This is a genomic window from Streptomyces flavovariabilis (assembly GCF_000725785.1).
GTDB lineage: Bacteria > Actinomycetota > Actinomycetes > Streptomycetales > Streptomycetaceae > Streptomyces > Streptomyces hawaiiensis.
In genome coordinates, this window is record NZ_JNXD01000001.1 from 576,149 (window position 1) to 599,923 (window position 23,775).

Consider the following 23,775-nt stretch of genomic DNA (forward strand, 5'->3'; position numbering starts at 1 on the left):
GAAACATTCGCATCCAGTCAGTGAGGTAAGGCGCATCATGACCGACACCCCCACCCTCCCCGCCGTCAGCAGCCGTGAGTGGCACCTGGCGAGCCGCCCCGTCGGCTGGCCGAAGCCCGAGGACTTCGCCTTCGTCGAGGCGGAGGTTCCGCAGCCGGGTGAGGGGGAGGTCCTCGTCCGGAACAAGTACCTCTCCGTGGACCCGTACATGCGCGGCCGTATGAGCGACGCGAAGTCCTACGTCGCCCCGTTCGAGCTCGGCAAGGTCATGCAGGGCGGTGCCGTCGGCGAGGTCGTGGCCTCGAACGCCGAGGGGCTGTCCGTCGGGGACCACGTGCTGCACTTCTTCGGGTGGCGCGAGTACGCGGTCGTCGGCGCCAAGAACGCCGTGAAGGTGGACCCGGACGCCGCGCCGCTGTCGACCTACCTGGGTGTGCTGGGCATGACCGGCCTCACCGCTTACGCGGGACTGCTGCGCACCGCCGCCTTCAAGGAGGGCGACACCGTCTTCGTGTCCGGTGCCGCCGGGGCCGTGGGCGGCCAGGTCGGGCAGATCGCCAAGCTCAAGGGCGCCTCGCGGGTCATCGGCTCCGCCGGGTCGGACGAGAAGGTGAAGCTCCTCGTGGAGGAGTACGGCTTCGACGCCGCCTTCAACTACAAGGACGGGTCCGTCGCCGAGCAGTTGCGCGCCGCCGCTCCCGACGGGATCGACGTCTACTTCGACAACGTCGGCGGTGACCACCTGGAGGCGGCCATCGGTTCCCTCAACCAGGGCGGCCGGATCGCCGTCTGCGGGATGATCTCCGTCTACAACAACACCGAGCCCGCCCCGGGCCCGAAGAACCTCGCCCGCCTGATCGCGACCCGTGGCCGCATCGAGGGCTTCCTGGTCGGGGACCACTACGACCTGCAGCCGCAGTTCGTGCGGGAGGTCGCCCCCTGGGTCGCCTCCGGTGAGCTGAAGTACCGGGAGACCGTCGTCGAGGGCATCGAGAACAACCTGGAGGCGTTTCTGGGCGTGCTGCGCGGCGACAACACCGGGAAGATGATCGTCAAGCTCTGACGCCTTCTTTCGGATTCCGACATGCGGTAACTTGTTTCCGAATCCGTCCCGGCCCGGGCGCGAGTCGCGGCGGACGACCGAAGGAACACAACCGCATGCCGATCCAGCAGTCCGACGTCCTGTACACCGCCGTCGCCACCGCCGAGAACGGGCGCGACGGCCGGGTCGCCACCGACGACGGCAAGCTCGACCTCGTCGTCAACCCGCCGAAGGAGATGGGCGGAAGCGGCGCCGGCACCAACCCGGAGCAGCTGTTCGCCGCCGGGTACAGCGCCTGCTTCCAGGGGGCTCTCGGTGTCGTCGCCCGCCAGGAGGGGGCCGACCTCACCGGTTCGACCGTGACCGCGAAGGTCGGCCTCGGCAAGAACGGGGACGGCTTCGGGATCATCGTCGAGATCTCGGCCGACATCCCCGAGGTGGACCGGGGGCTCGCCCGATCGCTGATCGAGAAGGCGCACGGGGTCTGCCCGTACTCGAAGGCGACCCGCGGCAACATCACCGTGACGCTGGTCTGACGACAGTCGTTGCGTACGCGAAGGCCGCACCCTTGGACGTGGGGTGCGGCCTTTGGGCGTGGGGTGCGGCCGTAGGGGCCCTTGCGCTATGAGCGCCCGGGTCGCGCGGTCTGGCACCGCACCTCGCCGCGTTGCCCGGCACCAGACCACGCGACCTGATCGGACGCTCATAGCGTAAGGACCCCTTAGCCTTGATCCACCGAGGTGGTTCGAGAGTGATCTTCTGATCGATTTCTGTGTCCGCTTTGGGCTGGTGGCTGGGTGTGGGCAGGCGGCATCTGCTGGTCTGCCCAGCTTTTCCACGGGTTCGGTTCCGGTTGGGCCCTGGTGGGCGGGGTGGGCAGGGGCTGTTCGGGTCAGTCGGGTGGGCTGTGGACGGTGGTGAAGAGGTGTGTCCAGGCGTGCTGCCAGGGCCAGTTGTGGGGCAGGTGCAGAGTGACGCGTCGCGCTGAGCGGGCGATGCGGGCCGGGACTTGGACCAGGTGGGTCCTCATGGTGGCCGTGGTGGCCTTGGCGTGGAACGCAGAGGCCAGGGAACCAGCGGCCCGCAGCAGGTTGTAGGTCATCGCCCACCGGGTGGGCCAGGCCGCGTTGGCGCGGAAGTGCCCGGACGGCAGATGGGCCAGGGCCGAGGCCTTGCTGTCCGCGATGACCTGCTCGACCACGGCGTGGTGGCGGTGTTACCGCTCGGCCCGCAGCGTTGCGGCGGGCTGGTCGGTGAAGAAGGGGTGGTAGCGCCAGACGGGAAACAGCTCGTCCTGCTCGCCCACGACGGCGGGTTTGGCCAGGTCACGGACCCGGCGCACGATCAGCCGGGCGGTGACCCGATCTGCCTTCTTGCGGCCGGTGAACGCGGTGTACTGCCGGCGGTGCATACGCGGAGCCCTGCGGTCAATTATAGGAAACGGAGCAGACGTCGTGAGTGATGCAACCGGGTCGGTGCGCACATACCGCCTCTTTCACGGCAAGCGGCTCGCGATGGGACTCAGGGGCGAACCGGGGGTGCTCGTAAGCACCTCAACCCCGCCGCCGCTGCCAGGGGCTGCACCGGTCACGCATCCGTTCGCCACCGCGACGTTCCACGTGGCCGAATGCGAGGGCGAGCTCGGAGCGCTCCTGCGCGAGGCATCCGATCTCCATGCATTCCTCGACGCGGCCGAGCGTTCCGGCTACGCGGTCGAGGCGGTCGAGGACCGCACGGCAGCATTGCCACCTGCCGCAGGCAGCAGCGACGCGGCATCCGAGGGCGTCGACCGGCTCATAGTGGTGGGCAGAGCGCACTTTGCTCAGCTCAGGACCGACCCGGTGCTGAACGTCATCGAGCTGCCCGACGGGCTCGGCGTCTGCCTCGTGCACGCCGTACGCGGCGGAGGCAAGATCTACGTTGCACCCGACGAATCGGCGCTGTTCGCGGGGTCAGCGGTCGACTTCGAGACGGGCCTCGACGCGTTCCGCGACGGCGCCCGCACGCCGCTCGAGAAGTTCGACAACAACGGCAGCGGCACACAAGGGTGACGCCGCCGCCCTTGCCCGCGCTCCGCCCCCTTGACGCTGAACACGGATTGTGCTTGTCGGAGCCGAGGTGGTCGGTTGATCCCGACCACCGATCGGACAGCGGCAGCCACTTCGTCAGCCGCTGAAGGATGCCCCCTCATCTGTCAGCCGAAGGTTCTCGGCCTGCAGCCCGCACCACCAACTCGTGGATCAACTGACCGTCAACCGTCTTCGGCTGCTTCGGCTCAGGCGTCTCGGCGGTCTCGGCCTCCGTCACGTGCTACTGGACACCGATGGATCTTCCTGGATCAGGAAGGGCACCGAACACTCACGGCCACCCCGGAGGAGACTGTGGGGGAGGAGGAGAGCCGGGGGGGGGGGCGGCCCGTCCGCGTAGGCGGCGGGGCCTGCCGCCACAGGCGCGCTCAGCCCGTGAGGAAGGCGCCCTCGGAGCAGGGGCGGCAGACGAAGACGTAGCCCAACTGGCCGCCGAGGTTCATCGCGGTCTGCCGGTCGATCCCCTCCTCCAAGTGTGCCGCGAATTCCGTCGTGCCGGAGCAGGAGGGGCACCCGGGCAACCGGTCGTCGTCCAGGTAGGAGGGGCTGCCGCCGAGCGAACCGAGCACCTCGCGTTGCTTCCCGAACCGCTCGTCTGGCTCCCGCTTCCACCCTGAACGGGCGAGGTCGTATGTGTCGCGCGGGAGATCGTCGCCGTCATCCTCCTCGGGTTCGAGCGTCACGACCCGGGTCGTGATCGCCGACACTGCGGGCAGCAGCGTCACGCCCTTCTCGGGTACGGCCACCGGTACCAGTCCCGCGGGCGGGAAAAGAAGGACCCGATTCGCCCCGGAGGTCGCGTCCCACAGCTCGCAGGCGCCCGGATCGTTCTGGCACACGAACACCGACAGGACGCCGTACTCGACCGGCAGATGCGCGAAGAACTGCATCGGCCCTCCGCAGTAGTCGCCGCAAACCGGCCAGGTGAACCCCTCGGGGGCCAGCGGCACACCCCCGGTACGTGGCACGTCTGCATCGGGCGCGGCCGTGCCGTCGTAGATCATCAAAGTTGCCTGCATGAAGGAAGGCTACGGGCAGTCGGCAGCTCAGGATCCAGCATGCACAGTGCGCCGTCGCGGATCATCCCGATGTACCCCGAGGAGGGAGCACTCCACGAGATCGGCGACGCCGGCGGCGGTAAACGGGTCAAGGACCGCGCGATGCTGATCCTCAGTCAGTTTTCCGCGCTTATGCACGGCCCGTGCGGCGATGGCGCAGGCGGACCGCGAGCGCGCCCGCCGGCAGGGCCGTGGCGGACCTGATGTGGCGGGCGGTCGTGGGGTCCACGGGGCGTACCTCCTGTGTCGTGCGGACAGCGGTCAGGCTACGGTCCGGGTCGGACAGGGCTCCGACGGCTGGGGCAGCCCGCGTGACACGGACGTCACAGTGCCGATGGACTGCACGCCCCCGAACCGGGCTCGTCCTCCTCGATCAGGAATCCGGGTGGTGGCGGCGGAGGCAACCGCGGTGCCTGCTCCAGAAGGCGGCGGAGGTGCGGTGGCACCGGAGCTTTGACGATCGGGCTTCCCGGACCACGCTCCGGGAAACAGGCCGTCATACCGCTGCTGACGTGTACCAACCCTGTCTCCGGTGAGCCCCCCATGGGGGGCGCGTGTTCATACTCAGTCTCTTGTCCACAGTTAACGCAACGCATGTCTCACCCCTGCTCCTGGGCCGGGCACCGCAAAATCGTGGCTCCTTGGTCCGCCAGCGGCGGCTTGATGTTCCTGGGGCTCGCGCAGCCCCACTACTTGGTCGCCGACGTTCCCCGGGCGGTTCCAAGGGCGGCGTCGCCGCCACCGTTGGACTGCACGCTGACGCCCCCGGTGGCGGTGTCCTCTCAGGGTTCAGCCCTCGTCGACGTACTCCCAGAAGGCCGGCGAGTTCGGTCATCGAACACAGCGGAGACCGCCGCCGGCGTATGGGAAAGCTGCATCTCGGAAGTGCCTTGCTGATCGTGCGTGCTGGAAGCCTGAAGAACTCCCATCATCCCAGGTCACGAGGCACTTCCTCGTTTCAAGAAGAGTTATCCGCAGACGCCGGATCGGTGGATCAAGGCTTAGCCCGTGCCCGGGCTCAGAGGGCGAGCGCCGCCGTGTGGACCGAGAGCGCCAGGCGGTTGTTCTCCGGGGCCGCCCCACCCGGGAAGGCGAACCGGCGGCGCGTGTAGCCGTAGGCGAGGCCGCTCCACGGGTCCGCGAAGGCCTGGGAGCCGCCCGCGCCGCTGTGCCCGATCGTCCCGGCGCCGAGGAACGGGTGCCACGTGTCAGCCGTCATCTGGAAGCCGAGCCCGAACGACTTGTGGGCCCGGGCGACCAGGTCGTAGCCCGCCGAGTGGAACTGGCCGAACTCCGCCACCGTGTCCGGCTTCAGCAGCGCCGGCAGCTCGCCCACCTCGCTGATCGCCGCCGCGTACATCCCCGCCAGACCCCGCGCGGACGCCACCCCGCCCACCGACGCCGGGCCCTTGGCGCGGATCAGCGGCATGTTCGGAAGGGAGACGAGGTCGGTCGGCTCCGCCGCGTTGCCGTTGAAGGCGATCGAGGCCAGCGAGTGCGGGCCCGTGGGCGTGGCGTCGAGGACGGCCCGCTGCTCGGGGGTCGGGTCCAGCGGCTGGGTGCCGCGGAAGCGCGGTTCCTCGGACGCGGGCAGACCCAGGTGGAAGTCCAGCCCGTACGGGGTCCTGATCCGCTCCTGGTAGATCTCCTGAAGCGTGCGGCCCGTTGCGCGGCGTACGACCTCACCGGCCAGGGCGCCGGCGACCAGCGCGTGATAGCCGAAGGCCGTGCCGGGGCGCCAGAACGGCCGCTGGTCGGCGAGGCGCTCGGCGAGCTGGCGGTCGTCGGCCAGCTCCGCGAGCGTGAAGCCGGAGTCCGTGCCGACCACGCCCGCCCGGTGCGCCAGCAGATCCCGCAAGGTCAGGGCGCCCTTGCCCTCGGCCGCGAACTCCGGCCAGTAGTACGTCACCTTGCGGTCCAGTTCGAGTGTGCCGTCCTGGACGAGCAGAGCCACGACCAGGCAGGCGGCGCCCTTGGTGGACGAGAACACACCGTAGAGGGCGTCGGCGCCGGTCCCCGCCCACAGGTCGACGACCTTCCGGCCGTGGACGTAGGCGCACAGCTGCCCCTCGTAGTCGGCTCGCTCCCCGGCGACGAACGCGGCGAACTCCTCGCGCACCGCCTCGAAGCCGTCCGCCACGGTGCCGTGGATCTCTTGCGTCATCCGCTCTCCTCAACTGAAGCGCTGTGTGCCACTGTGAACAATGCCCTTGCCACCTGCGGGAATTCCCCCTTGGGATGGTCCCGGAAAAGCGGTTCGGTGCCGAACAGAACGGTCTGGCCTCCGCTGACGACCGAGGCCTGACCGGCGGCGGCCGCGGGACCGCCGGTGCCGCCGGGCAGCGGCCGCCAGTGCCCGGAGACCAGCGGGTTCCCGGTCGCGTACGACTGCTCCACGCGGACGCCCGGGCCCCGGTCGGTGAACCAGAGCGGGGCGTAGACGAAGCCGTGGCCCGGGGCATCGCGCGTGATGCCGCCCGAGTTCCTCACCCGCACCACGCCGTTCGCGTCCGCGTTGCCCTCCACCGGCTTGACGGCCAGCCGGCCCGCCGCCGCGTTCAGGGCCGCTCCCGTCGCGCCCCGGCCGACCAGTCCGTGCCCGTCCAGGAAGGTGTCCAGGGCCCGCCGGGCGGAGGCGCTCAACGCCGCGTGGTCCAGGCCGGCGGACACGAACAGCACATCCGTGCCCGACCAGTCGAAGCCGGCGTTCAGGACGGCCGTCGAGACCGGCGTGACGGCGAAGCCCATCTCCCGCAGGGCGAACAGCTCGCCCGGCGTGACGGCGGCGGCGACGCGGAGGCGGCTCAGCGGTGCCGTGCCGGTCTGCCGCGTGGCCGTGAAGGCGACGTCGTGGTCGCGGGCGGCCGTGCGCGCCGCACGGCGGGCCGCCCCGGGGACGATCGCGCTGCCGTCCGCCGCCCGCCGGACCGGCACGCCCTGCCGCAGCAGGGAGTTGAGGGCGGCGACCTCGCGCGGATCGGTCAGCCGCAGCCGGAGGCCGCCGTGCGCGGGCACGTGGGCGACCGGTGCGGCCTCGCTGATCGCACGCAGGGGCGCGCCCCGCAGGCTGCCCGACGGCACCCGCTCGACCGTGGCGCCCCACAGACTGCCCAGGCTCCAGCCGGAGATGTCGTACATCACCGAGACGTTGCCGCTGATGTCCCGGCCGTCGGCGAGCAGCACGTTCGCCATGCCGCGTTTGGGCTGGTGCATGTCGACGACGTACGAGCCCCGGGGGTATGTCCGTCCGGCGAGCCGGAAGGGGCGGGTGGCGCGGGTGACACGGACGTCGTTGGCCAGCAGGTGATCGACCAGGCGGGCGGCAGCGGGCCCAGGACGCCGGGTGCGGGCGTCGCCGGGCGGGATGACGTAGGCGCGCGGGAACACGGTCGTGTAGACGTCCTCCGGGCCGATGCCGGGGACGCCGGGGACCGTCTCCGGGGACACCGGCACCTGTGCGGCGCCTGTCGCACCGCGGCGGAAGACCTCGATCTGGTCGGTGATCAGGGTGCCGCGGTGCTCGCGGACATGGTCCAGGGTCGCGCGGATCGCCGCGCCCGCCACCGCCGTGTTGACCGCCGAACGGCGGCGCAGCTCCGGGACGGGCAGCTCGTCGTACTCCTCGTTGTTCACCGCCAGGGGGATCTCCACCGTGTGGGCGGCCACCGTGCCGTGAAAGGCCGCGTACTGCGGGGTGAAGATCGGCGGCCAGTCGTCCCAGCCCTCCTCCTGGTCGCGGAACGGGATCTGGGCCGCCGCCACGCCGTCCTTCGCCGGCGTGTAGCCGAGAGCGTTGACCGCGGACTCCATGCCGAGGGCGTTGGCGTAGGTGTTCTTCAGGAAGAGGTCGTACTCGTAGTTCTCGCCGTGCGGGGGAGTGGTGGGCTCGATGAGGGTGCCGTTGACGTAGCCGTGCAGGTCGAGCAGGACGGCGGGCTGCTTGTCGAGCTCGATCTGCCGCATCGCCCGCGTCTCGGGCTGGGAGGCGGTGACGAAGTCCCGGTTCAGGTCGAAGCCGTTCGCGTTGGCACGGGTCCCGGCGATCCGGCCGTCCGGGTTGGCCGTGACGTTGAAGTACAGACGGCTGTGCGCGAGCAGGTCCCTGGTCCTGGCGTCCTTCGCCGTCGCGAGCTGCTCGATGACCTTCAGGGAGGCGTCCGTGCCCTCCCACTCGTTGCCGTGGATGTTGCTGTTGACGAAGACCGGGGTCTTGTAGTCGCGCTTGATGTCACGGGACACGGCCGCCGCGGCCGGCGCGTTCCCGATCAGCTCGCGCATCCGCTCCTGGGCGCGGGCCTGCCGGGTGGTCTCCGGGGCGGTGACGGTGACGAGGTAGAGGCGGTGGCCGCCGGCCGAGCGGCCCGTCACCTCCACGCTCACCCGGTCGCCGAGCCGCTGCAGGGCGTTCAGCTTCGGCGCGATCGCGTGGTACGGCGTGAGGCCCAGCTTCACGGACTTGTCGCCGGGGTTCTCCGGGCCGGGGGAGAGCATCTGGCGGCGGGGGTAGGCGCGGGTGGTGGTGCGGGCGGCGACGTCCGCGGTCAAGGCGCGTCGCGTCGCGCTCGCGGGAGCCTGTGCCGCGCGGTCGTCCACGGCGGAGCCCTCACGGGTGACGGGCTTCGGGTCCGCACCGGCGGCGCCGGGGGCGAGCAGGAGTGAACCCGCCGTGGCCAGAGCCAGGGTGACGATCAGTGCGGGTCTCGCAGGAACGCTTCTCGTGGTGCGCACGCGTGCCTCCTCCGGGGCTTCCTGAGATCGGTACGGCGAGGTGTACCGGTTCGACTCAACGGCAACAAGGGCGCCTTCGTCTCACCGGCGCCCCGTACGGCCCTGTCGGGAAGCGGTCCGGCCGGCCCCGATAGGGTTTCCCCATGCGCGAACTAGGGGCGGGTTTCCGATACCTCCTGAAGGGCCAGCGGTGGGTGGCCCGCCACGGCAAGCAGTACGGCTTCGGCCTGCTCCCGGGCCTGATCACCCTCGTCCTGTACGCGGCGGCGCTCGTCGCGCTGGCGCTGTGGGGCGAGGACGCCGTGACCTGGGCGACGCCCTTCGCCGACGACTGGTCCAGCCCCTGGCTCGGCCTCTTCCGCGGCTTCCTGACCGCCGTGCTGTTCGCCCTCGCCCTGCTCCTCTCCGTCGTGACCTTCACCGCGGTGACCCTGCTGATCGGGCAGCCCTTCTACGAGAACCTCTCCGAGAAGGTCGACCGGGACGTGTCCCCGGACGGGCACGCCCCCGAGTCGGGGCTGCCGCTCTGGCAGGAACTGTGGATCTCCGCCCGCGACAGCCTCCGCATCGTGGTGCGGGCAGCCCTGTGGGGTGCGCTGCTGTTCGCCTGCGGTTTCATCCCGGTGGTCGGGCAGACGGCCGTCCCGGTGATCGGGTTCTTCGTCACCGGGTTCTTCCTCACCGAGGAACTGACCGCCGTCGCCCTCCAGCGCCGCAGCGTCGAACTGCGCACCCGCCTCACCCTGCTGCGCTCCCGCAAGACCCTCGTGTGGGGCTTCGGCACGCCGCTCGCCGTGGCCTTCCTGGTGCCGTTCGTCGCGGTGTTCCTGATGCCGGGCGCGGTCGCGGGCGCCACCCTCATGGCGCGTGACCTGCTGGGCGAGGAGATCCGCGAGGGCGTTGCGGAGGGCGACGGGGACGTCACGACCCTTCCGCAGCCACCGTCAGGATCGTCCTCACCTGCGTGATGATGTCCAGCCGGTTCCGCACGAACTCCGGGTCGGTGACCTCGGTGGTGTTCCCGGCCCCGAACTGCAGCACCGGCGTGTGCACATGCCCGCCCGGCAGCGTGTCCCGCAGCCCCAGCCGGTCCCGGAGCAGCGTCGCCCGGTAGGCGATCTCGTTGGAGAGGTAGTCCCCGCCGCCGCCCGCCCGAGCGGTCGAGCCGGGGGTGGGCCCGTCGGGGCGTACGACGGGCTCGGTGCCGCCCGCCGGTATCTCGGTGACGCCGGTGTTGTCGTACACGGGGAAGCGGCCGGTGTCCGCGGCGACGATCGCCCGGTAGGGCAGCGTGGTCGTCGTCCACTGCGGCTGCGAGGCCGGATCGGTCACCGGCACGGTCTCGGTGCGGCCGATGTTGTCGTTGTCCCCGAAGCCGCCCCGCCAGGCCCCGTTGGTCCGCTCGATGTCGAACCGCCCGGCCCGGCCCTGGCTCACCGTCGTGAACAGGTCGACCTTCGGCAGGTACGGCCGCAGGGTCCGTTCCACCGTTCCTCCCCCAGTGCCGAAAGCCTGGGAGGTGCCCCCAGTGAAGTCCCGCCAGCGCACCGGGAACACGGCCGTCTCGATCCGGGCCGGGCCGTCCGCCGTCTCGATCACCGTGCCGTCGAGCGCCAGCGCGGTGGCACCGGACGGGTTGGAGATGCGGATGTCCCGGTCGAGGGTGAACGGGTCGAAACCGGTGAGCAGGATCCGCTTCAGGCCCTTGCCGTGCGGATAGCCGATGGCGTTCTGGCCGCGCGAGGTGCGCTCCAGCTCGTCCAGCAGCGCCGCCCGCTGCCCCTCCGTCAGGCCGAACCCCGGCTCCCAGGTGCGCACCTCGCGCGTCATGCCGAGCCGCGCCCAGTACAGCGGCCGGTCGTCGTCCCGGCTGAGGTCCCCGCCCGCGCCGCCGCGCCCCTGCGCCCGGTCGACCGCGCGCTGCCACAGCCGTGAGCCCTCGCCCGTGACCGCCCGGCGGGCCGCCCCGTAGGAGCGGGCCGCGTCGAGGGCCCGCGCCAGTCGCGGGGCCACGGCGTCGAACCCGGAGCGGCGCAGGATCTCCTGGGGCGCCGCTCGGTCGAGCCGCTGCTCCTCGACGGTGGGAGTGGGTGCCTCTGGGGCGGCGCTCGCGGCCGTCGGGGTGGTGAAGCCGGTCAGCAGGGCGAGGCCGAGGACGCCGAGGTGAACGCGTAGGGATGTCAAGGGTGTTCGGGCCTTCCGTCGCGGTGGGGGGTCGGTGCCGGACCGCCGCAGTATCGCGTGACGGGTGTGGTCCACGCCATGGGTGGGGCTCGGGGGCACCCTCACCGGCCACCCGCAGCAGCGGGCCGGTTCAGCCGTCGCTCTCGCCGAGCAGGGTCAGGAAGTCCCGGAACGCGGACGCCATGTCGACCGACTCCGGGTCCAGCAGCCACTGGTACTGCAGGCCGTCCAGGATCGCCACGACGAGCGGTGCGGCCCGCTCGGGGGTGAGGCCGCTCGGCAGCCGGTCACCGTACTCGTTGCGCAGCACCTCGGCCATGCCGGCCCGCACCCCGGCATAGCGCTCAGTGAAGTACGCCCGGGCCGGATGCCCCTCCGTCACGCTCTCGCCGAGCAGCGCCGAGAAGGTCTGGACGATGGCGGGCCGCATGGCGTTGTACTCGACCAGCGAGGCCAGCAGGTCGAGCCGCAGCCGCCCGGCGGGCATCGCGTCCCAGCGGTCCCGGTCCTGGAGCACCGCCACCAGCAGCGCCTCCTTCGTCGGGAAGTGGTGCAGCAGTCCCTGCTGGGTGAGCCCGACCCGCTCGGCGACCGCGGCCAGGCTCGCCCCCCGGTAACCGCGCTCGGCGATCACCTCCAGAGCGGCCCGCACGATCTCCGCGCGCCGTTGCTCGCTTCTCGTCCTGGCCGTCATGGCGTCACCGTACGACATGTCGACCGTCGAATATCACGAGAGGCTAACGAAACCTACCGCACCACAGGCAGTCCGGGCACGATGGTGACATCCAGCGGCTTTCGACGTGGAGGTGCCGACGTGGCGGAGACAGCAGAGGTACGGCGCGAGGCGGCGGTCGAGGCCGCCCTCGGCAAGCTCGACCTGGACGCCAAGACGCGGTTGCTGGCAGGCCGGGACATGTGGAGCCTGCCCGCGCTGCCGGAGGCCGGTCTGGCCTCACTGGTCATGTCCGACGGCCCGATCGGGGTCCGCGGAGTGCACTGGAGCGCCGACGACCCGTCCGTCGCCCTGCCCTCCCCGACCGCCCTGGCCGCCACCTGGGACCCCGGCCTCGCGCACCGGGCCGGGGTGCTGCTGGCTCAGGAGGCCCGCCGCAAGGGCGTCCACGTCCTGCTCGCCCCGACGGTCAACCTGCACCGTTCCCCGCTGGGCGGCCGCCACTTCGAGGCCTACAGCGAGGACCCGTACCTCACCGGCAGGATCGGCACCGAGTACGTCCGCGGCGTCCAGTCCGGCGGCGTCGGCACCACCGTCAAGCACTTCGTCGCCAACGACGCCGAGACCGACCGCCTCACCGTGAACAACCTCGTCGGCGAGCGCGCCCTGCGCGAGTTGTACCTGGCCCCCTTCGAGGCGATCGTCGGCAACGCCCGCCCCTGGGGCATCATGACCGCCTACAACTCGGTCAACGGCCCGACCATGACCGAGCACCACCACCTGGTCGACGAGGTCCTGCGCGGCGAGTGGGGCTTCGACGGCGCCAACGTCTCCGACTGGACCGCCGCCCGCTCCACCACCGGCGCCCTCGCCGGCGGCCTCGACATCGCCATGCCCGGCCCCGGCACGGTCTACGGCGAGGCCCTCGCGCAGGCCGTACGGGACGGCCGGGCCGACGAGGCCCGGGTCGACGAGGCGGTCCGCCGCGTCCTGCGCCTGGCCGCCCGCGTCGGCATCCTGGAGGGCGCGGAACCGGCCGTCACCGACCTGCCCGCACCCGTCGACGGCGAGGCGCTCGCCCGCGAGATCGCCCGCCGCTCCTTCGTCCTGGTCCGCAACGAGAACGGCGCGCTGCCGCTGCGGCCCGGCCGGGTCGCGCTGATCGGCGCCGCCGCCCGCGACGCCCGCGTCCTCGGCGGCGGCTCCGCCACCGTCTTCCCCGCCCGCGTCGTCTCCCCGCTCGACGGCCTCACCGCCGCCCTCCCCGACGGCAGCCTCACCTACGCCCTCGGCGCCGACCCGAACACCGAACTCCCCGTCGCCGGCCAGGGCTTCGAACTGCGCGCCGTCTGCCGCGACAGCGCGGGCACCGTCATCGGCACCCGCTCGGCCGCCGGCGGCCACATCCAGTGGATGGGCGACGACCTCCCGGACGGCGTCACCCACGACACCCTCGCGACCGTCGAGCTGACGGGCACCTTCACCCCGCGCGAGACCGGCACGCACACCTTCGGCATCAAGGGCCTCGGCCCCTTCAGGCTCACGGTCGCCGGCACCACGTACTTCGACGACGTCCAGCGCCCCGCCGAGGACGGCGACCCCTTCGCGGCGTTCTTCGGATCCCCGGTGCCCCACGCCCGGGCCGACCTGACCACGGGCGAAACGGTCGAGGTCTCCCTGACCTGCACCGTCCCGCCGCCCAGCGACCACCCCATGCGGACCATCGGGTTCACCCTCGCCCACCAGGACCCGCAGCGCGACGCCGACGAGCTGATCGCCGAGGCCGCCGCGGCCGCCAGGGCCTCCGACACGGCCGTCGTCGTGGTCGCCACCACCGACCGCGTGGAGTCCGAGGGCTTCGACCGCACCGACCTGCGCCTGCCCGGCCGTCAGGACGACCTGGTCCGCGCCGTCGCCGCCGCCAACCCCAACACCGTCGTGGTCGTCAACTCCGGCTCCCCGGTGGAACTGCCGTGGCGCGACGACGTCGCCGCCGTGCTCCTGTCCTGGTTCCCCGGCCAGGAGGGCGGCGCGGCCCTCGCGGACGTCCTCACCGGCGCCCACGAACCCGGCGGCCGTCTGCCCACCACCTGGGGCACCCTCACCGACGCCCCGGTCACTCAGGTCGTCCCCGAGAACGGCGAACTCCCCTACGAAGAGGGCGTCTTCATCGGATACCGCGCCTGGGAGAAGCACGGCTGCAGCCCCGCCTACCCCTTCGGCCACGGTCTCGGCTACACCGACTGGACCTACGACTCCGTGGAGGTGGAGGAGACCGCCGAGACGATCACCGCGAAGGTCCGCCTCCGCAACACCGGCGACCGCCCCGGCCGCGAGGTCGTCCAGCTCTACCTGGCCCCGGACGAGCCCGGCCCCACCCGCCCGGCCCGCTGGCTCGCGGCCTTCACGGGCGTCGAGGCCGCCCCCGGCGACAGCGTCGAGGTCACCGTCGAACTGCCGCGCCGCGCCTTCGAGATCTGGGACGAGGCGACCGGATCGTGGTCGTTTGTGAAGGGTTCGTACGAGATCCAGGTCGGACGTTCGATCACGGACCGCAGGATCACCGCGACGATTAACGTCTGATCCGGGACGAGTTCCCCGCCAAGCAGCCCCGGTCCGGGACCTGACCTCCGGGCCGGGGCTCGTGGTCTGTCACGGGCCCCCTCAGCGGGTGCCGAACCCGTACACCGTCTCCGAGCGGAACACCTCGCCCGGCCGCAGCACGGTCGTCGGGAACTCCGGCCGGTTCGGCGAGTCGGGGAAGTGCTGGGTCTCCAGCGCGATGCCGTCGCCGGGTGCGAAGGGCCCGGCCAGGTGGTCGGCGGTGTACAGCTGGAGGCCGGGCTCGGTGGTCGCCACCGTCAGCACCCGCCCCGACGCCGGGTCGTGCAGCTCGGCGACCTCCACCGGAGTGTCCGTCACACCCTTGTCGAGCACGAAGTTGTGGTCGTAGCCGGAGCCGGTCTTGCGGGCCTCGCGGAAGTCGAAGCGCGTGCCGGTGACGTCCTCCGGGCCGCCGACCGGAATCAGGTCGGCGTCGACCGGCGTGTACCGGGAGGCGGCCAGCCGCAGCTCATGGCCACCCGCATCACCGGAACCGGCCAGGTTGAAGTAGCTGTGGTTGGTCAGGTTCACCACGGTCGGCGCGTCCGTCACCGCCTCGTACGCGATCCGCAGCGCCCCGCCCTCGTCGAGCGTGTACGTCGCCGACACCTCCAGCCGCCCCGGGAACCCCTCCTCGCCGTGCGGACCGACCCGTGTCAGCCGCACCCCGTGCTCGACCGGCGCCGCGTCCCACACCCGCTTGTCGAAGCCGCGCGCCCCGCCGTGCAGCGAGTTCGGCCCGTTGTTCGGTTCCAGCGCGTACGTCCGCCCGTCCAGGGTGAACCGGCCTCCGGCGATCCGGTTGGCGTACCGCCCGATCAGGGCACCGAGGTACGGCTCCGGGTGGGCGAGATACCCGTCGAGATCCGGGAACCCCAGCACCACGTCCCCGGCGCGGCCCTCACGGTCCGGCACCTCCACGGACTGCACGATCCCGCCGTACGACAGAACCCGCACCCGCACGCCCGCTCGCTCCAGGGTCCAGCGGTGCACCGGGGTCCCGTCGGAAAGTGTTCCGAAGAGTTCGTTCATGTGCGGAACTCTAGGCCAGGGGCCGGGTCAGGGCTTCTTCGCGGTGACGGTGCGGTACGCGATCTCCGCCAGCCGGGCCTGCCCGTTCACACTGGGGTGGAAGTAGTCCCAACGGCTCAACTGGGCGGTGCCGAACCGGTAGTCGTACACCGCGCCCCCGTCGTAGCGGCACCGTTTTTCCTCGGCGCAGACCTCCCTCAGTACCTTGTTGTAGTCCTCCACCCGCTTCTGCACCGTGTCCCGCCGCAGCACCGCCGCCGAGTCCAGGGCATCCGGGTCACCCAGCATCGACGGGCAGATGCCCAGCTGCCACACCTGTTTGCCCATCGGGCTGGTACGCCCCTGCGACCACAGCCGCTTCAGGTTCGGCACGCTCGCCACGAACACCTGCGCCTTGGGCAAGGCCCTGCGCAGGGAACGCAAGGAGTCCTCGAAGTCGGCACGGAAGGCGGAGACCGGCGTCATCGCCGAGGGCGTGGCCCGGCAGGCGTCGTTCGCCCCGACCATCACCGTCACCAGCTGCGGTTTCCGCCGCACCGCCCGGTCCATCTGACCGGGCAGATCGGCCATCCGCGCCCCGGTCACGGCGTAGTTCCAGCTCTGCCGGGCGGCCCCGGCCTTCCCCAGCAGCCGCACCGCGAGCGAATCGACCTCGGGGCTCGCACCGGTCGCCCAGGACGCCTCCGGGCAGTCCGACAGCACGTCACAGGCGTCGAACGCGCGCGTGATGGAGTCACCGACGGCCGCGACCGAACTCGGGCTGCGGTCCCAGAGGGGCGTGGGCTTCGGCGACGGTCTCGCGGTCTCCGGCGGGGCGGCGGAATCGCCCCCCACGGCATCACACCCGGCGACCCCCAGCACGGCCGCCGCGACCATGGCCAGAACGCCCCGTGTGCGACGGCCTCGCTTCCGCATCCCTGGTCCATCCCCTCGCCACGCCGTGCCTGTCTCCCCAACCCATAACAACGCACGAGGGTTCCCGACCGGTCAGGTGCAACGGCTCACACCCGTACAAGCGTCCCCCTGGGTGAATGGCAGGCGTTTCCCGGTACCTGGACCGACCGTACGTCACACTCCTTGCTCCGCCGCACGGTAGCCTCGCCATCAACGTGACCCGCCCGGTCACAGCCGTTCCGCCCTTGCACCATGTCCCGCTCTGCCCGGAGGTTCCGGTGACGACACGTGGAGTTCTGTACGTGCACTCCGCGCCGCGCGCGCTGTGCCCGCACGTCGAGTGGGCCGTCGCCGGGGTGCTCGGCACACGCGTCAGCCTGGACTGGATCCGCCAGCCGGCCGCCCCGGGCACCTGGCGCTCGGAGTTCTCCTGGCAGGGCCAGGCGGGCACCGCGTCCAAGCTGGCCTCGGCGCTGCGCGGCTGGCACCTCCTCCGCTTCGAGGTCACGGCGGAACCCTGCGCCACCGCCGAGGGCGAGCGCTACAGCTGCACCCCCGACCTGGGCATCTACCACGCCGTCACCGGCATCCACGGCGACATCCTCATCCCCGAGGACCGGCTCAGAGCGGCCCTCCAGCGCAGTCGGCAGGGGGAGACCGACCTGGAGGCCGAACTCAACAAACTGCTCGGCAAGCCCTGGGACGACGAACTGGAACCCTTCCGCTACGCAGGCGAAGGCGCCCCCGTCCGCTGGCTCCACCAGGTGGTGTAGGGCTTTTGTCGTTCAGGGGCGCGGGGAACTGCGGGATCGGCCCCCACGCGCCCGCACCCGGCAGACGACGCGACACAGAACGGTGATGGGCCCGGACCCCGCTCAGGGGGTCCGGGCCCATCACCGTTCAGCGAATCAGATCGTCCGGAACGCCAGCACCACGTTGTGCCCACCGAAGCCGAACGAGTCGTTCAGCGCGGCGATACGGCCCTCGACCGGCAGCTTGCGAGCCTCGCCACGGACGACGTCGGCATTCGCCTCGGCCTCCGGGTCGAGGTTCTCCACATTGATCGTCGGCGGAGCCACCCGGTGGTACAGCGCGAGTACGGTCGCCACCGTCTCCACACCACCCGCACCACCCAGCAGATGCCCGGTCATCGACTTCGTCGCGGACACCGCGAAGTGGTCGGCGTCGTCGCCGAACACCTTCCGCAGCGCCTTCAGTTCGGCGATGTCACCGGCCGGCGTCGACGTCGCGTGCGCGTTGACGTGCACGATCTCCGCCGGATCCAGGTCGTTGCGGTCCAGCAGGTTCTGCAGGGCGTGCGAGATGCCCCGCCCCTCCGGCTCCGGCTGCACGATGTCGTGGCTGTCGGCGGAGATGCCCTGCCCAACCGCCTCGGCGTACACCCGGGCGCCGCGCTTCGCGGCGTGCTCGGCGGACTCCAGGACCACGACACCGGCGCCCTCACCGAGGACGAAGCCGTCGCGGGCGGTGTCGTAGGGGCGCGACGCGCCCTGCGGGTCGTCGTTGTTCTTGGACATCGCCATCATGTTGCCGAACGCGGCGATGGGCAGCGGGTGGATCGCCGCCTCCGTACCACCGGCGACGACGACGTCGGCGCGGCCGGTGCGGATCATCTCGATGGCGTAGCCGATGGCCTCGGCGCCCGAGGCGCAGGCGGAGACCGGCGTGTGCACGCCCGCCCGGGCCCCCACGGCCAATCCCACGTTGGCCGACGGGCTGTTGGGCATCAGCATGGGCACGGTGTGCGGGGAGACGCGGCGGACGCCCTTCTCCTTCAGCACGTCGTACTGGTCGAGCAGCGTCGTCACGCCGCCGATACCGGAGGCGATGACCGCGCCGAGCCGGTCGGGGTCGATGTTCGGGTCGTCGCCGGCCTTCGCTTCGAAGCCGGCGTCCGCCCAGGCCTCCTTGGCCGCGACCAGCGCGAACTGCGCCGAGCGGTCCAGTCGGCGGGCCTGCGGCCGCGGGATGACCTCGGTCGGCTCCACGGCGACGGGGGCCGCGATCTTGACGGCCTGGTCGGCCGCCCACTCCTGCTCCAGGGGCTTGACGCCGGAACGTCCGGCGATCAGGCCCTCCCAGGTAGAGGCTGCGTCGCCACCCAGCGGTGTGGTTGCGCCGATACCGGTGACGACCACGGTGCGATTGGTCGAGCTCACGGGAATTCTTTCTCCAACGGATCCGAGGATTAAGCGGCGCCACCGCCGGGTGGCGGGGCAGTCAGCCCAAAGGCCTGATCGGCCGATCAGCCCTGGTGCTTGAGGATGTAGTTCGTCGCGTCACCGACGGTCTTGAGGTTCTTGACGTCCTCGTCGGGGATCTTGACGTCGAAGCGCTCTTCGGCGGCGACGACGACCTCGACCATGGACAGCGAGTCGACGTCCAGGTCGTCGGTGAAGGACTTGTCCAGCTGGACGTCCTCAACCGGGATGCCGGCGATCTCGTTCACGATCTCGGCGAGACCGGCGACGATCTCTTCCTGAGTGGCGGCCATGTCGGCGCTCCTTCGTAGATATTCAGAGGGTGTGGCAGGTGTTTCCTTCCGTGCCGGATCGCATGATCCGGCACGGAGTGCCTAGGGGAGGGTAACGACAGTCGCGGCGTAGACGAGACCCGCCCCGAAGCCGATGACGAGCGCGGTGTCGCCGCTCTTCGCCTCGCCGGTCGCCAGGAGCCGCTCCATCGCGAGCGGGATCGAGGCGGCCGAGGTGTTGCCGGTGGTGCGGATGTCACGGGCGACCGTGACGTGCTCCGGCAGTTTCAGGGTCTTCACCATCGAGTCGATGATCCGCACGTTGGCCTGGTGCGGGATGAAGACGTCCAGGTCGTCCACGGTGATCCCGGCCGCGTCCAGCGCCTGCTGGGCGACCTTCGCCATCTCGAACACGGCCCAGCGGAACACCGCCTGGCCTTCCTGGGTGATCGCGGGGAACTTCTCGACCGTCCCGTCGCGGTAGTCCGTCCACGGCACGGTCTGCTTGATGGTCTCGGACTTGTCGCCCTCGGAGCCCCACACGGTCGGGCCGATCGCGGGCTCCTTCGCCGGGCCGACCACGACCGCGCCGGCGCCGTCGCCGAACAGGAAGGCCGTCGCGCGGTCCTCCAGGTCCGTCAGGTCGCTCAGCCGCTCGACACCGATCACCAGGACGTACTCCGCCGAGCCCTCGACGATCATGCCCTTGGCGAGCGTGAGGCCGTAGCCGAAGCCCGCGCAGCCCGCCGAGATGTCGAAGGCGGCGGCCCGGTCGGTGCCCAGCTTGTCGGCGATCTCGGTGGCGACGGCCGGAGTCTGCTTGAAGTGCGAGACGGTGGAGACGATCACGCCGCCGATCTGCTCGACGGAGATGCCGGCGTCGGCGATGGCCTTGCCGGACGCCTCGATCGACATCGCGGCGACAGTCTCCTCGTCGGAGGCCCAGTGCCGCGTCTCGATGCCGGAGCGCGAGCGGATCCACTCGTCGGACGACTCGATCGTCTCGAGGATCACCTCGTTCGGCACGACCCGGGTCGGACGGTAGCCGCCGACACCGAGGATGCGCGCGTACGGGGCGCCCTTGCTGGGCTTGATCTTCGCCATGCTCTCGGGCTCCTTCTAGGCACTCTGCTCGGCGATGAGCTCGCGAGCCGCGTCGAGGTCGGCGGGGGACTTCAGAGCCAGCGTCTTCACCCCGGGCAGGGCCCGCCTGGCGAGTCCGGTGAGAGTGCCGCCGGGGCACAGCTCGATCACGGCCGTGACGCCGAGCTCCTTGAAGGTCTCCATGCACAGGTCCCAGCGGACGGGGTTGGCGACCTGGCCGACCAGGCGCTCCAGCACCTCGGCGCCGCCGGCGACTACCTGCCCGTCCTTGTTGGAGACATAGGGGAGCTTCGGGTCGGCGGGTGCCAGGGCCTCGGCGGCCTTCGCCAGCGTGTCGACCGCGGGAGCCATGTGAGGCGTGTGGAACGCGCCGGCGACCTTCAGCGCGACGACCTTGCGCACGCCCTCGGGCTTGTCCGCCTCCAGCGCGGCGAGCTGCTCCTTGGTTCCGGCCGCGACGATCTGGCCCGCGCCGTTGATGTTCGCCGGGGTCAGGCCCAGCTTCTCCAGGTGCGGAACCGTCACGGCGGGGTCCCCGCCCAGCAGCGCGGCCATGCCCGTCTCGGTGACGGCGGCGGCCTCGGCCATGGCGAGCCCGCGGGTGCGGACCAGGCGGAGGGCCTCCTCGTGGGGGAGTACTCCGGCGAGCGACGCCGCGGTGATCTCGCCGACGCTGTGACCGGCGACCGCGCCGACCTTCCGCGGCAGCTCGGCCGGGTCGTCGAACAGCGTGTACGCCGACGCCAGTCCGGCCGCGACCAGCAGCGGCTGCGCCACCGCGGTGTCGCGGATCTCCTCCGCGTCTGCCTCGGTGCCGTAACGGATCAGGTCGAGCCCCGCGGCGTCCGACCAGGCCTCGAGGGCACCGCGAACACCGGGGAAGTCGAGCCATTCGGTCAGGAAGCCGGGCGTCTGAGCGCCCTGGCCGGGAGCGACGAGTACGAGCACTCTCACACTCTCTCTTGGGAACGGGCACGGCCGCCCGTGGGGACAGGGACGAAGAACACGGGGGGGTTTTGTCGAGCCCCGACAAAACCCTAGGGCTGGAGATCTCCATCGACCAGACGCCCCAGGATCAGCGCGACCCGCAGTGTGAACGCAGAGCGTACATCGGAGGGTGACCAGCCGGTGACGTCAGTCACACGTCGAAGCCGGTAGCGGACGGTGTTGGGGTGGACGAACAGCATCCGGGCGGCGCCCTCGAGACTGCTCGCCTGTTCGAGATAGACACTGAGGGTCTCCAGGAGCGCGGCCCCGGCCTCCTCCAGCGGTCTGTAGATCTCCTCCACCAGTTGCTCACGGGCCGAGGGGTCCCCGGCCATCGCCCGCTCCGGGAGCAGATCGTCCGCCAGGACCGGGCGCGGGGCGTCCTGCCAGGCGGAACACGCCTTCAGCCCGGCCGCGGCGGCCTGCGCGGACCGGGTCGCGGCCAGCAGGTCCGGCACCACCGGGCCCGCCACGACCGGCCCGGCCGCGAACGGGCCGATGAGCGACTTGGCGACGGCCAGCGGGTTGTCGCTGCCGCCCGCGATGACGACGAGCCGGTCGCCGAGCACCCCGGTGAGCACCTGGAGCTTGGCATGCCGGGCCGCGCGCCGTATGGCCTCGACGGTCAGCTCACTGTCCCCGTCGGGGGCCGTGCCGAGCACCACGCACACGTGCTCGGGCGAGTTCCAGCCGAGGGCGGCGGCCCGCGACACGGCCCCCTCGTCGGCCTCGCCGCTGAGCACGGCGTTCACGACCAGGGACTCCAGCCGGGCGTCCCAGGCGCCGCGTGCCTCGGCGGCCTGCGCGTACACCTGGGCCGTTGCGAAGGCGATCTCCCGAGCGTAGACGAGCAGCGCCTCACGCAGGAGGCGCTCGTCACCGGGCGCCGCCACCTCGTCGATCGCGCTCTCCATGACCTCGATGGTGGTGCGCACCATCTCCACGGTCTGGCGCAGTGTGATCGCCCGGGTCAACTCGCGCGGCGCCGTGCCGAACACGTCGGTGGAGATGGCCTGCGGGGCCTCCGGACGCCGGAACCACTCGGTGAACGCGGCGATGCCCGCCTGCGCGACCAGACCGATCCAGGAACGGTTCTCCGGGGGCATGGCCCGGTACCAGGGCAGCGTCTCGTCCATCCGCGCGATGGCCTGCGCGGCGAGCGATCCGGACGACTTCTCCAGCCGCTTCAGCGTCGCGGCATGCGGATGGACGTCGTGGACTGCGGCTTCGTTCTTACTGGTTTCGGGTTCGGGCACGGGACAAGACTGCCTTATCCGGACGGGAAGGTGGGCCGCCGGGTCTACGGTGGACTCCGTGATGGACGTGAGGCGCGCGGGCGAGCGCTACCCCGGAGGGGATTCGGCCGCAGGGATCGAGACGTGGCACGCCTTCTCCTTCGGCCCCCACTACGACCCGGACAACCTCCGCTTCGGCGCGGTGCTCGCGTGCAACGAGGAGCGGCTGGCGCCCGGGGCCGGCTTCGACGAGCACCGGCACAGCCACACCGAGATCGTGACCTGGGTGGTGCGGGGCGAGCTGACCCACCGGGACTCCACCGGGCACGAGTCGGTCGTACGGCACGGCGATGTGCAGCGGCTCAGCTCGGCGGGCGGGGTGCGGCACGTGGAGCGCAACGACGGCCCGGAGCCCCTGACCTTCGTCCAGATGTGGCTGGCCCCGCTCCGGCCCGGCGGCGACCCCTTCTACGAGGTCGTCCACGGCATCGCCGACTCCACGCCCTACGCCGTCCCGGAGGCCGGAGCGATGCTGCACGTGCGGCGCCTCGGGCCCGGGGAACGGACGGCGGTGCCGGACGGGGCGTACGCGTACGTGCATGTCGTACGCGGTGACGTCCGCCTGGACGGTGAGGAACTGGGCGCCGGTGACGCGGCCCGGATCACGGACGCCGAGGGCCTGGAGACCGAGTGCGTGACCGAGGCGGAGCTGCTGATCTGGGAGATGACCTAGAGGCCCCGGCCTCTTCTAGAGCTCCGCGCGCACCGCGTCCGTGAACGCCGGCCACGCCTCGATCGCCCACGGGCCGAACGCCCGGTCCGTCAGCGCCACGCAGGCCGCGCCCGCGTCCGGGTCGATCCACAGGAACGTACCCGACTGCCCGAAATGCCCGAACGTGCGCGGTGAGGACGACGAGCCCGTCCAGTGCGGCGACTTGGAGTCGCGGATCTCGAAGCCGAGCCCCCAGTCGTTGGGGTTCTGGTGGCCGTATCCCGGCAGGACGCCCTTGGTGCCCGGGTAGTGCACGGTCATCGCCTCGGCGACCGTACGCGGGTCCAGCAGCCTTGGCGCCTGCACCTCGGCCGCGAACCGCAGCAGGTCCTCCACCGTCGAGACCCCGTCCTTGGCCGGAGAACCCTCCAGGGTCGTCGAGGTCATGCCCAGCGGCTCCAGCACGGCCTGCCGCAGGTACTCGGCGAACGGGATGTCGGTCGCCTTCACGACGTGGTCGCCGAGCTGCTCGAAGCCGGCGTTGGAGTACAGCCGCCGCTCCCCGGGCGGGGCCGTCACCCTGTGCTCGTCGAAGGCGAGGCCCGAGGTGTGCGCGAGCAGGTGCCGGACCGTCGACCCGGTGGGACCCGCCGGCTCGTCGAACTCGACGGCCCCCTCCTCGTACGCGACGAGCACCGCGTAGGCGGCCAGCGGCTTGGTCACCGAGGCGAGCGGGAACCGCCGCCCGGCCGGGCCGTGGGTGCCGAGGACGGTGCCGTCCGCCCGTACGACACCCGCCGCAGCGGTGGGAACCGGCCAGTTCTCGATCAGCGCGAGGCTCTTCAGCGACATGCGTGCGAGCCTATGCGCTCGGAGTGCGAGCTCCGGCAAGGGGTCGGGCCTGGGCCGGAACCCGGGGGAGACGTAGTAGTCCTGCCGGT

Annotated in this window: 22 protein-coding genes; 7 read left to right on the forward strand and 15 right to left on the reverse strand. The window is 71.4% G+C overall.

What is annotated here, in order from left to right; translation table 11 throughout:
* Positions 1-37: 37 nt before the first annotated feature.
* Both IO24_RS0102520 and IO24_RS0102525 read left to right on the forward strand, forming a co-directional pair.
* Positions 38-1,063: an NADP-dependent oxidoreductase gene (locus IO24_RS0102520; RefSeq protein WP_031131270.1), complete on the forward strand. Its 1,026-nt coding sequence runs from the start codon at positions 38-40 to the stop codon at positions 1,061-1,063.
* Between the two features lie 95 nt (positions 1,064-1,158).
* Positions 1,159-1,578 (forward strand): organic hydroperoxide resistance protein, encoded by a 420-nt coding sequence (locus IO24_RS0102525; protein ID WP_031131273.1) that lies wholly within the window; start codon positions 1,159-1,161, stop codon positions 1,576-1,578.
* A gap of 356 nt (positions 1,579-1,934) precedes the next feature.
* Here IO24_RS0102525 and IO24_RS41905 read toward each other — a convergent pair whose 3' ends face one another.
* Complete coding sequence (locus IO24_RS41905; RefSeq protein WP_051905837.1) at positions 1,935-2,243, reverse strand: transposase; 309 nt, start codon at positions 2,241-2,243, stop codon at positions 1,935-1,937.
* Between the two features lie 15 nt (positions 2,244-2,258).
* On the reverse strand, positions 2,259-2,453 hold the full coding sequence (locus IO24_RS41910; RefSeq protein ID WP_051905839.1) for a hypothetical protein: 195 nt from the start codon (positions 2,451-2,453) through the stop codon (positions 2,259-2,261).
* A 43-nt stretch (positions 2,454-2,496) separates the two neighbouring features.
* On the opposite strand from IO24_RS41910, the gene IO24_RS45915 reads away from it, so the two are divergent.
* Complete coding sequence (locus IO24_RS45915; protein ID WP_199808799.1) at positions 2,497-3,093, forward strand: hypothetical protein; 597 nt, start codon at positions 2,497-2,499, stop codon at positions 3,091-3,093.
* 404 nt (positions 3,094-3,497) lie between these two features.
* Here the strand turns inward: IO24_RS45915 and IO24_RS0102540 are convergent, their stop codons facing one another.
* The 3 genes from IO24_RS0102540 to IO24_RS0102555 form a co-directional block, all read right to left on the reverse strand.
* Positions 3,498-4,148: a YwqG family protein gene (locus IO24_RS0102540; protein ID WP_031131276.1), complete on the reverse strand. Its 651-nt coding sequence runs from the start codon at positions 4,146-4,148 to the stop codon at positions 3,498-3,500.
* Positions 4,149-5,205: 1,057 nt separating this feature from the next.
* Complete coding sequence (locus IO24_RS0102550; RefSeq protein ID WP_031131278.1) at positions 5,206-6,351, reverse strand: EstA family serine hydrolase; 1,146 nt, start codon at positions 6,349-6,351, stop codon at positions 5,206-5,208.
* A complete protein-coding gene (locus IO24_RS0102555; RefSeq protein WP_031131280.1) occupies positions 6,348-8,915 on the reverse strand; it encodes a M14 family zinc carboxypeptidase in 2,568 nt (855 codons plus the stop codon). The genes IO24_RS0102550 and IO24_RS0102555 overlap by 4 nt, the downstream gene beginning before the upstream one ends.
* 143 nt (positions 8,916-9,058) lie before the next feature.
* Here IO24_RS0102555 and IO24_RS0102560 point away from each other — a divergent pair, with 143 nt between their 5' ends.
* Positions 9,059-9,883: an EI24 domain-containing protein gene (locus IO24_RS0102560; protein WP_031131282.1), complete on the forward strand. Its 825-nt coding sequence runs from the start codon at positions 9,059-9,061 to the stop codon at positions 9,881-9,883.
* Here the strand turns inward: IO24_RS0102560 and IO24_RS0102565 are convergent.
* Positions 9,837-11,099 carry a pyroglutamyl-peptidase I gene (locus IO24_RS0102565; RefSeq protein ID WP_031131284.1) on the reverse strand — a complete coding sequence of 421 codons (1,263 nt, stop codon included), beginning with the start codon at positions 11,097-11,099 and terminating at the stop codon, positions 9,837-9,839. The two genes, IO24_RS0102560 and IO24_RS0102565, sit on opposite strands and share 47 nt — an antisense overlap.
* A 130-nt stretch (positions 11,100-11,229) precedes the next feature.
* The gene (locus IO24_RS0102570) at positions 11,230-11,811 is read right to left on the reverse strand and encodes a TetR/AcrR family transcriptional regulator (RefSeq protein WP_031131286.1); all 582 of its coding nucleotides are present in this window, start codon (positions 11,809-11,811) and stop codon (positions 11,230-11,232) included.
* 63 nt (positions 11,812-11,874) lie between these two features.
* Between IO24_RS0102570 and IO24_RS0102575 the strand changes: the two genes are divergently transcribed.
* A complete protein-coding gene (locus tag IO24_RS0102575) occupies positions 11,875-14,355 on the forward strand; it encodes a beta-glucosidase (RefSeq protein WP_045295820.1) in 2,481 nt (826 codons plus the stop codon).
* An 81-nt stretch (positions 14,356-14,436) separates the two neighbouring features.
* On the opposite strand, the gene IO24_RS0102580 is transcribed toward IO24_RS0102575, so the two are convergent.
* Positions 14,437-15,408: an aldose epimerase family protein gene (locus IO24_RS0102580; RefSeq protein WP_031131290.1), complete on the reverse strand. Its 972-nt coding sequence runs from the start codon at positions 15,406-15,408 to the stop codon at positions 14,437-14,439.
* A 27-nt stretch (positions 15,409-15,435) separates the two neighbouring features.
* The gene (locus IO24_RS0102585; protein ID WP_031131292.1) at positions 15,436-16,323 is read right to left on the reverse strand and encodes an SGNH/GDSL hydrolase family protein; all 888 of its coding nucleotides are present in this window, start codon (positions 16,321-16,323) and stop codon (positions 15,436-15,438) included.
* 257 nt (positions 16,324-16,580) lie between these two features.
* On the opposite strand from IO24_RS0102585, the gene IO24_RS0102590 reads away from it, so the two are divergent.
* Positions 16,581-17,075: a DUF3145 domain-containing protein gene (locus IO24_RS0102590; protein ID WP_031131293.1), complete on the forward strand. Its 495-nt coding sequence runs from the start codon at positions 16,581-16,583 to the stop codon at positions 17,073-17,075.
* Positions 17,076-17,210: 135 nt separating this feature from the next.
* On the opposite strand, the gene fabF is transcribed toward IO24_RS0102590, so the two are convergent.
* The 5 genes from fabF to fasR form a co-directional block, all read right to left on the reverse strand.
* The gene (gene fabF, locus IO24_RS0102595; protein WP_031131295.1) at positions 17,211-18,482 is read right to left on the reverse strand and encodes a beta-ketoacyl-ACP synthase II; all 1,272 of its coding nucleotides are present in this window, start codon (positions 18,480-18,482) and stop codon (positions 17,211-17,213) included.
* 86 nt (positions 18,483-18,568) lie between these two features.
* The gene (locus IO24_RS0102600; RefSeq protein ID WP_031131297.1) at positions 18,569-18,817 is read right to left on the reverse strand and encodes an acyl carrier protein; all 249 of its coding nucleotides are present in this window, start codon (positions 18,815-18,817) and stop codon (positions 18,569-18,571) included.
* 81 nt (positions 18,818-18,898) lie between these two features.
* Positions 18,899-19,900: a ketoacyl-ACP synthase III gene (locus tag IO24_RS0102605; RefSeq protein WP_031131298.1), complete on the reverse strand. Its 1,002-nt coding sequence runs from the start codon at positions 19,898-19,900 to the stop codon at positions 18,899-18,901.
* 15 nt (positions 19,901-19,915) lie between these two features.
* Positions 19,916-20,848: an ACP S-malonyltransferase gene (locus IO24_RS0102610; RefSeq protein ID WP_031131300.1), complete on the reverse strand. Its 933-nt coding sequence runs from the start codon at positions 20,846-20,848 to the stop codon at positions 19,916-19,918.
* Between the two features lie 89 nt (positions 20,849-20,937).
* Positions 20,938-22,143 carry a fatty acid biosynthesis transcriptional regulator FasR gene (gene fasR, locus IO24_RS0102615; protein ID WP_031131302.1) on the reverse strand — a complete coding sequence of 402 codons (1,206 nt, stop codon included), beginning with the start codon at positions 22,141-22,143 and terminating at the stop codon, positions 20,938-20,940.
* Between the two features lie 61 nt (positions 22,144-22,204).
* Here fasR and IO24_RS0102620 point away from each other — a divergent pair, with 61 nt between their 5' ends.
* Positions 22,205-22,855: a pirin family protein gene (locus tag IO24_RS0102620; protein WP_031131303.1), complete on the forward strand. Its 651-nt coding sequence runs from the start codon at positions 22,205-22,207 to the stop codon at positions 22,853-22,855.
* A 15-nt stretch (positions 22,856-22,870) separates the two neighbouring features.
* Here IO24_RS0102620 and IO24_RS0102625 read toward each other — a convergent pair whose 3' ends face one another.
* Entirely contained in the window at positions 22,871-23,686 is an 816-nt protein-coding gene (locus IO24_RS0102625; RefSeq protein ID WP_031131305.1) for a serine hydrolase domain-containing protein, read from the reverse strand.
* Positions 23,687-23,775 lie beyond the last annotated feature (89 nt).

Bases quoted from the DNA above. Each gene is read 5' to 3' on its own strand.
- IO24_RS0102520 (WP_031131270.1), top strand. From the start codon at position 38: ATGACCGACACCCCCACCCTCCCCGCCGTCAGCAGCCGTGAGTGGCAC.
- IO24_RS0102525 (WP_031131273.1), top strand. From the start codon at position 1,159: ATGCCGATCCAGCAGTCCGACGTCCTGTACACCGCCGTCGCCACCGCC.
- IO24_RS41910 (WP_051905839.1), bottom strand. From the start codon at position 2,453: ATGCACCGCCGGCAGTACACCGCGTTCACCGGCCGCAAGAAGGCAGAT.
- IO24_RS0102540 (WP_031131276.1), bottom strand. From the start codon at position 4,148: ATGCAGGCAACTTTGATGATCTACGACGGCACGGCCGCGCCCGATGCA.
- IO24_RS0102550 (WP_031131278.1), bottom strand. From the start codon at position 6,351: ATGACGCAAGAGATCCACGGCACCGTGGCGGACGGCTTCGAGGCGGTG.
- IO24_RS0102560 (WP_031131282.1), top strand. From the start codon at position 9,059: ATGCGCGAACTAGGGGCGGGTTTCCGATACCTCCTGAAGGGCCAGCGG.
- IO24_RS0102570 (WP_031131286.1), bottom strand. From the start codon at position 11,811: ATGTCGTACGGTGACGCCATGACGGCCAGGACGAGAAGCGAGCAACGG.
- IO24_RS0102575 (WP_045295820.1), top strand. From the start codon at position 11,875: ATGGTGACATCCAGCGGCTTTCGACGTGGAGGTGCCGACGTGGCGGAG.
- IO24_RS0102580 (WP_031131290.1), bottom strand. From the start codon at position 15,408: ATGAACGAACTCTTCGGAACACTTTCCGACGGGACCCCGGTGCACCGC.
- IO24_RS0102585 (WP_031131292.1), bottom strand. From the start codon at position 16,323: ATGCGGAAGCGAGGCCGTCGCACACGGGGCGTTCTGGCCATGGTCGCG.
- IO24_RS0102600 (WP_031131297.1), bottom strand. From the start codon at position 18,817: ATGGCCGCCACTCAGGAAGAGATCGTCGCCGGTCTCGCCGAGATCGTG.
- IO24_RS0102605 (WP_031131298.1), bottom strand. From the start codon at position 19,900: ATGGCGAAGATCAAGCCCAGCAAGGGCGCCCCGTACGCGCGCATCCTC.
- IO24_RS0102620 (WP_031131303.1), top strand. From the start codon at position 22,205: ATGGACGTGAGGCGCGCGGGCGAGCGCTACCCCGGAGGGGATTCGGCC.
- IO24_RS0102625 (WP_031131305.1), bottom strand. From the start codon at position 23,686: ATGTCGCTGAAGAGCCTCGCGCTGATCGAGAACTGGCCGGTTCCCACC.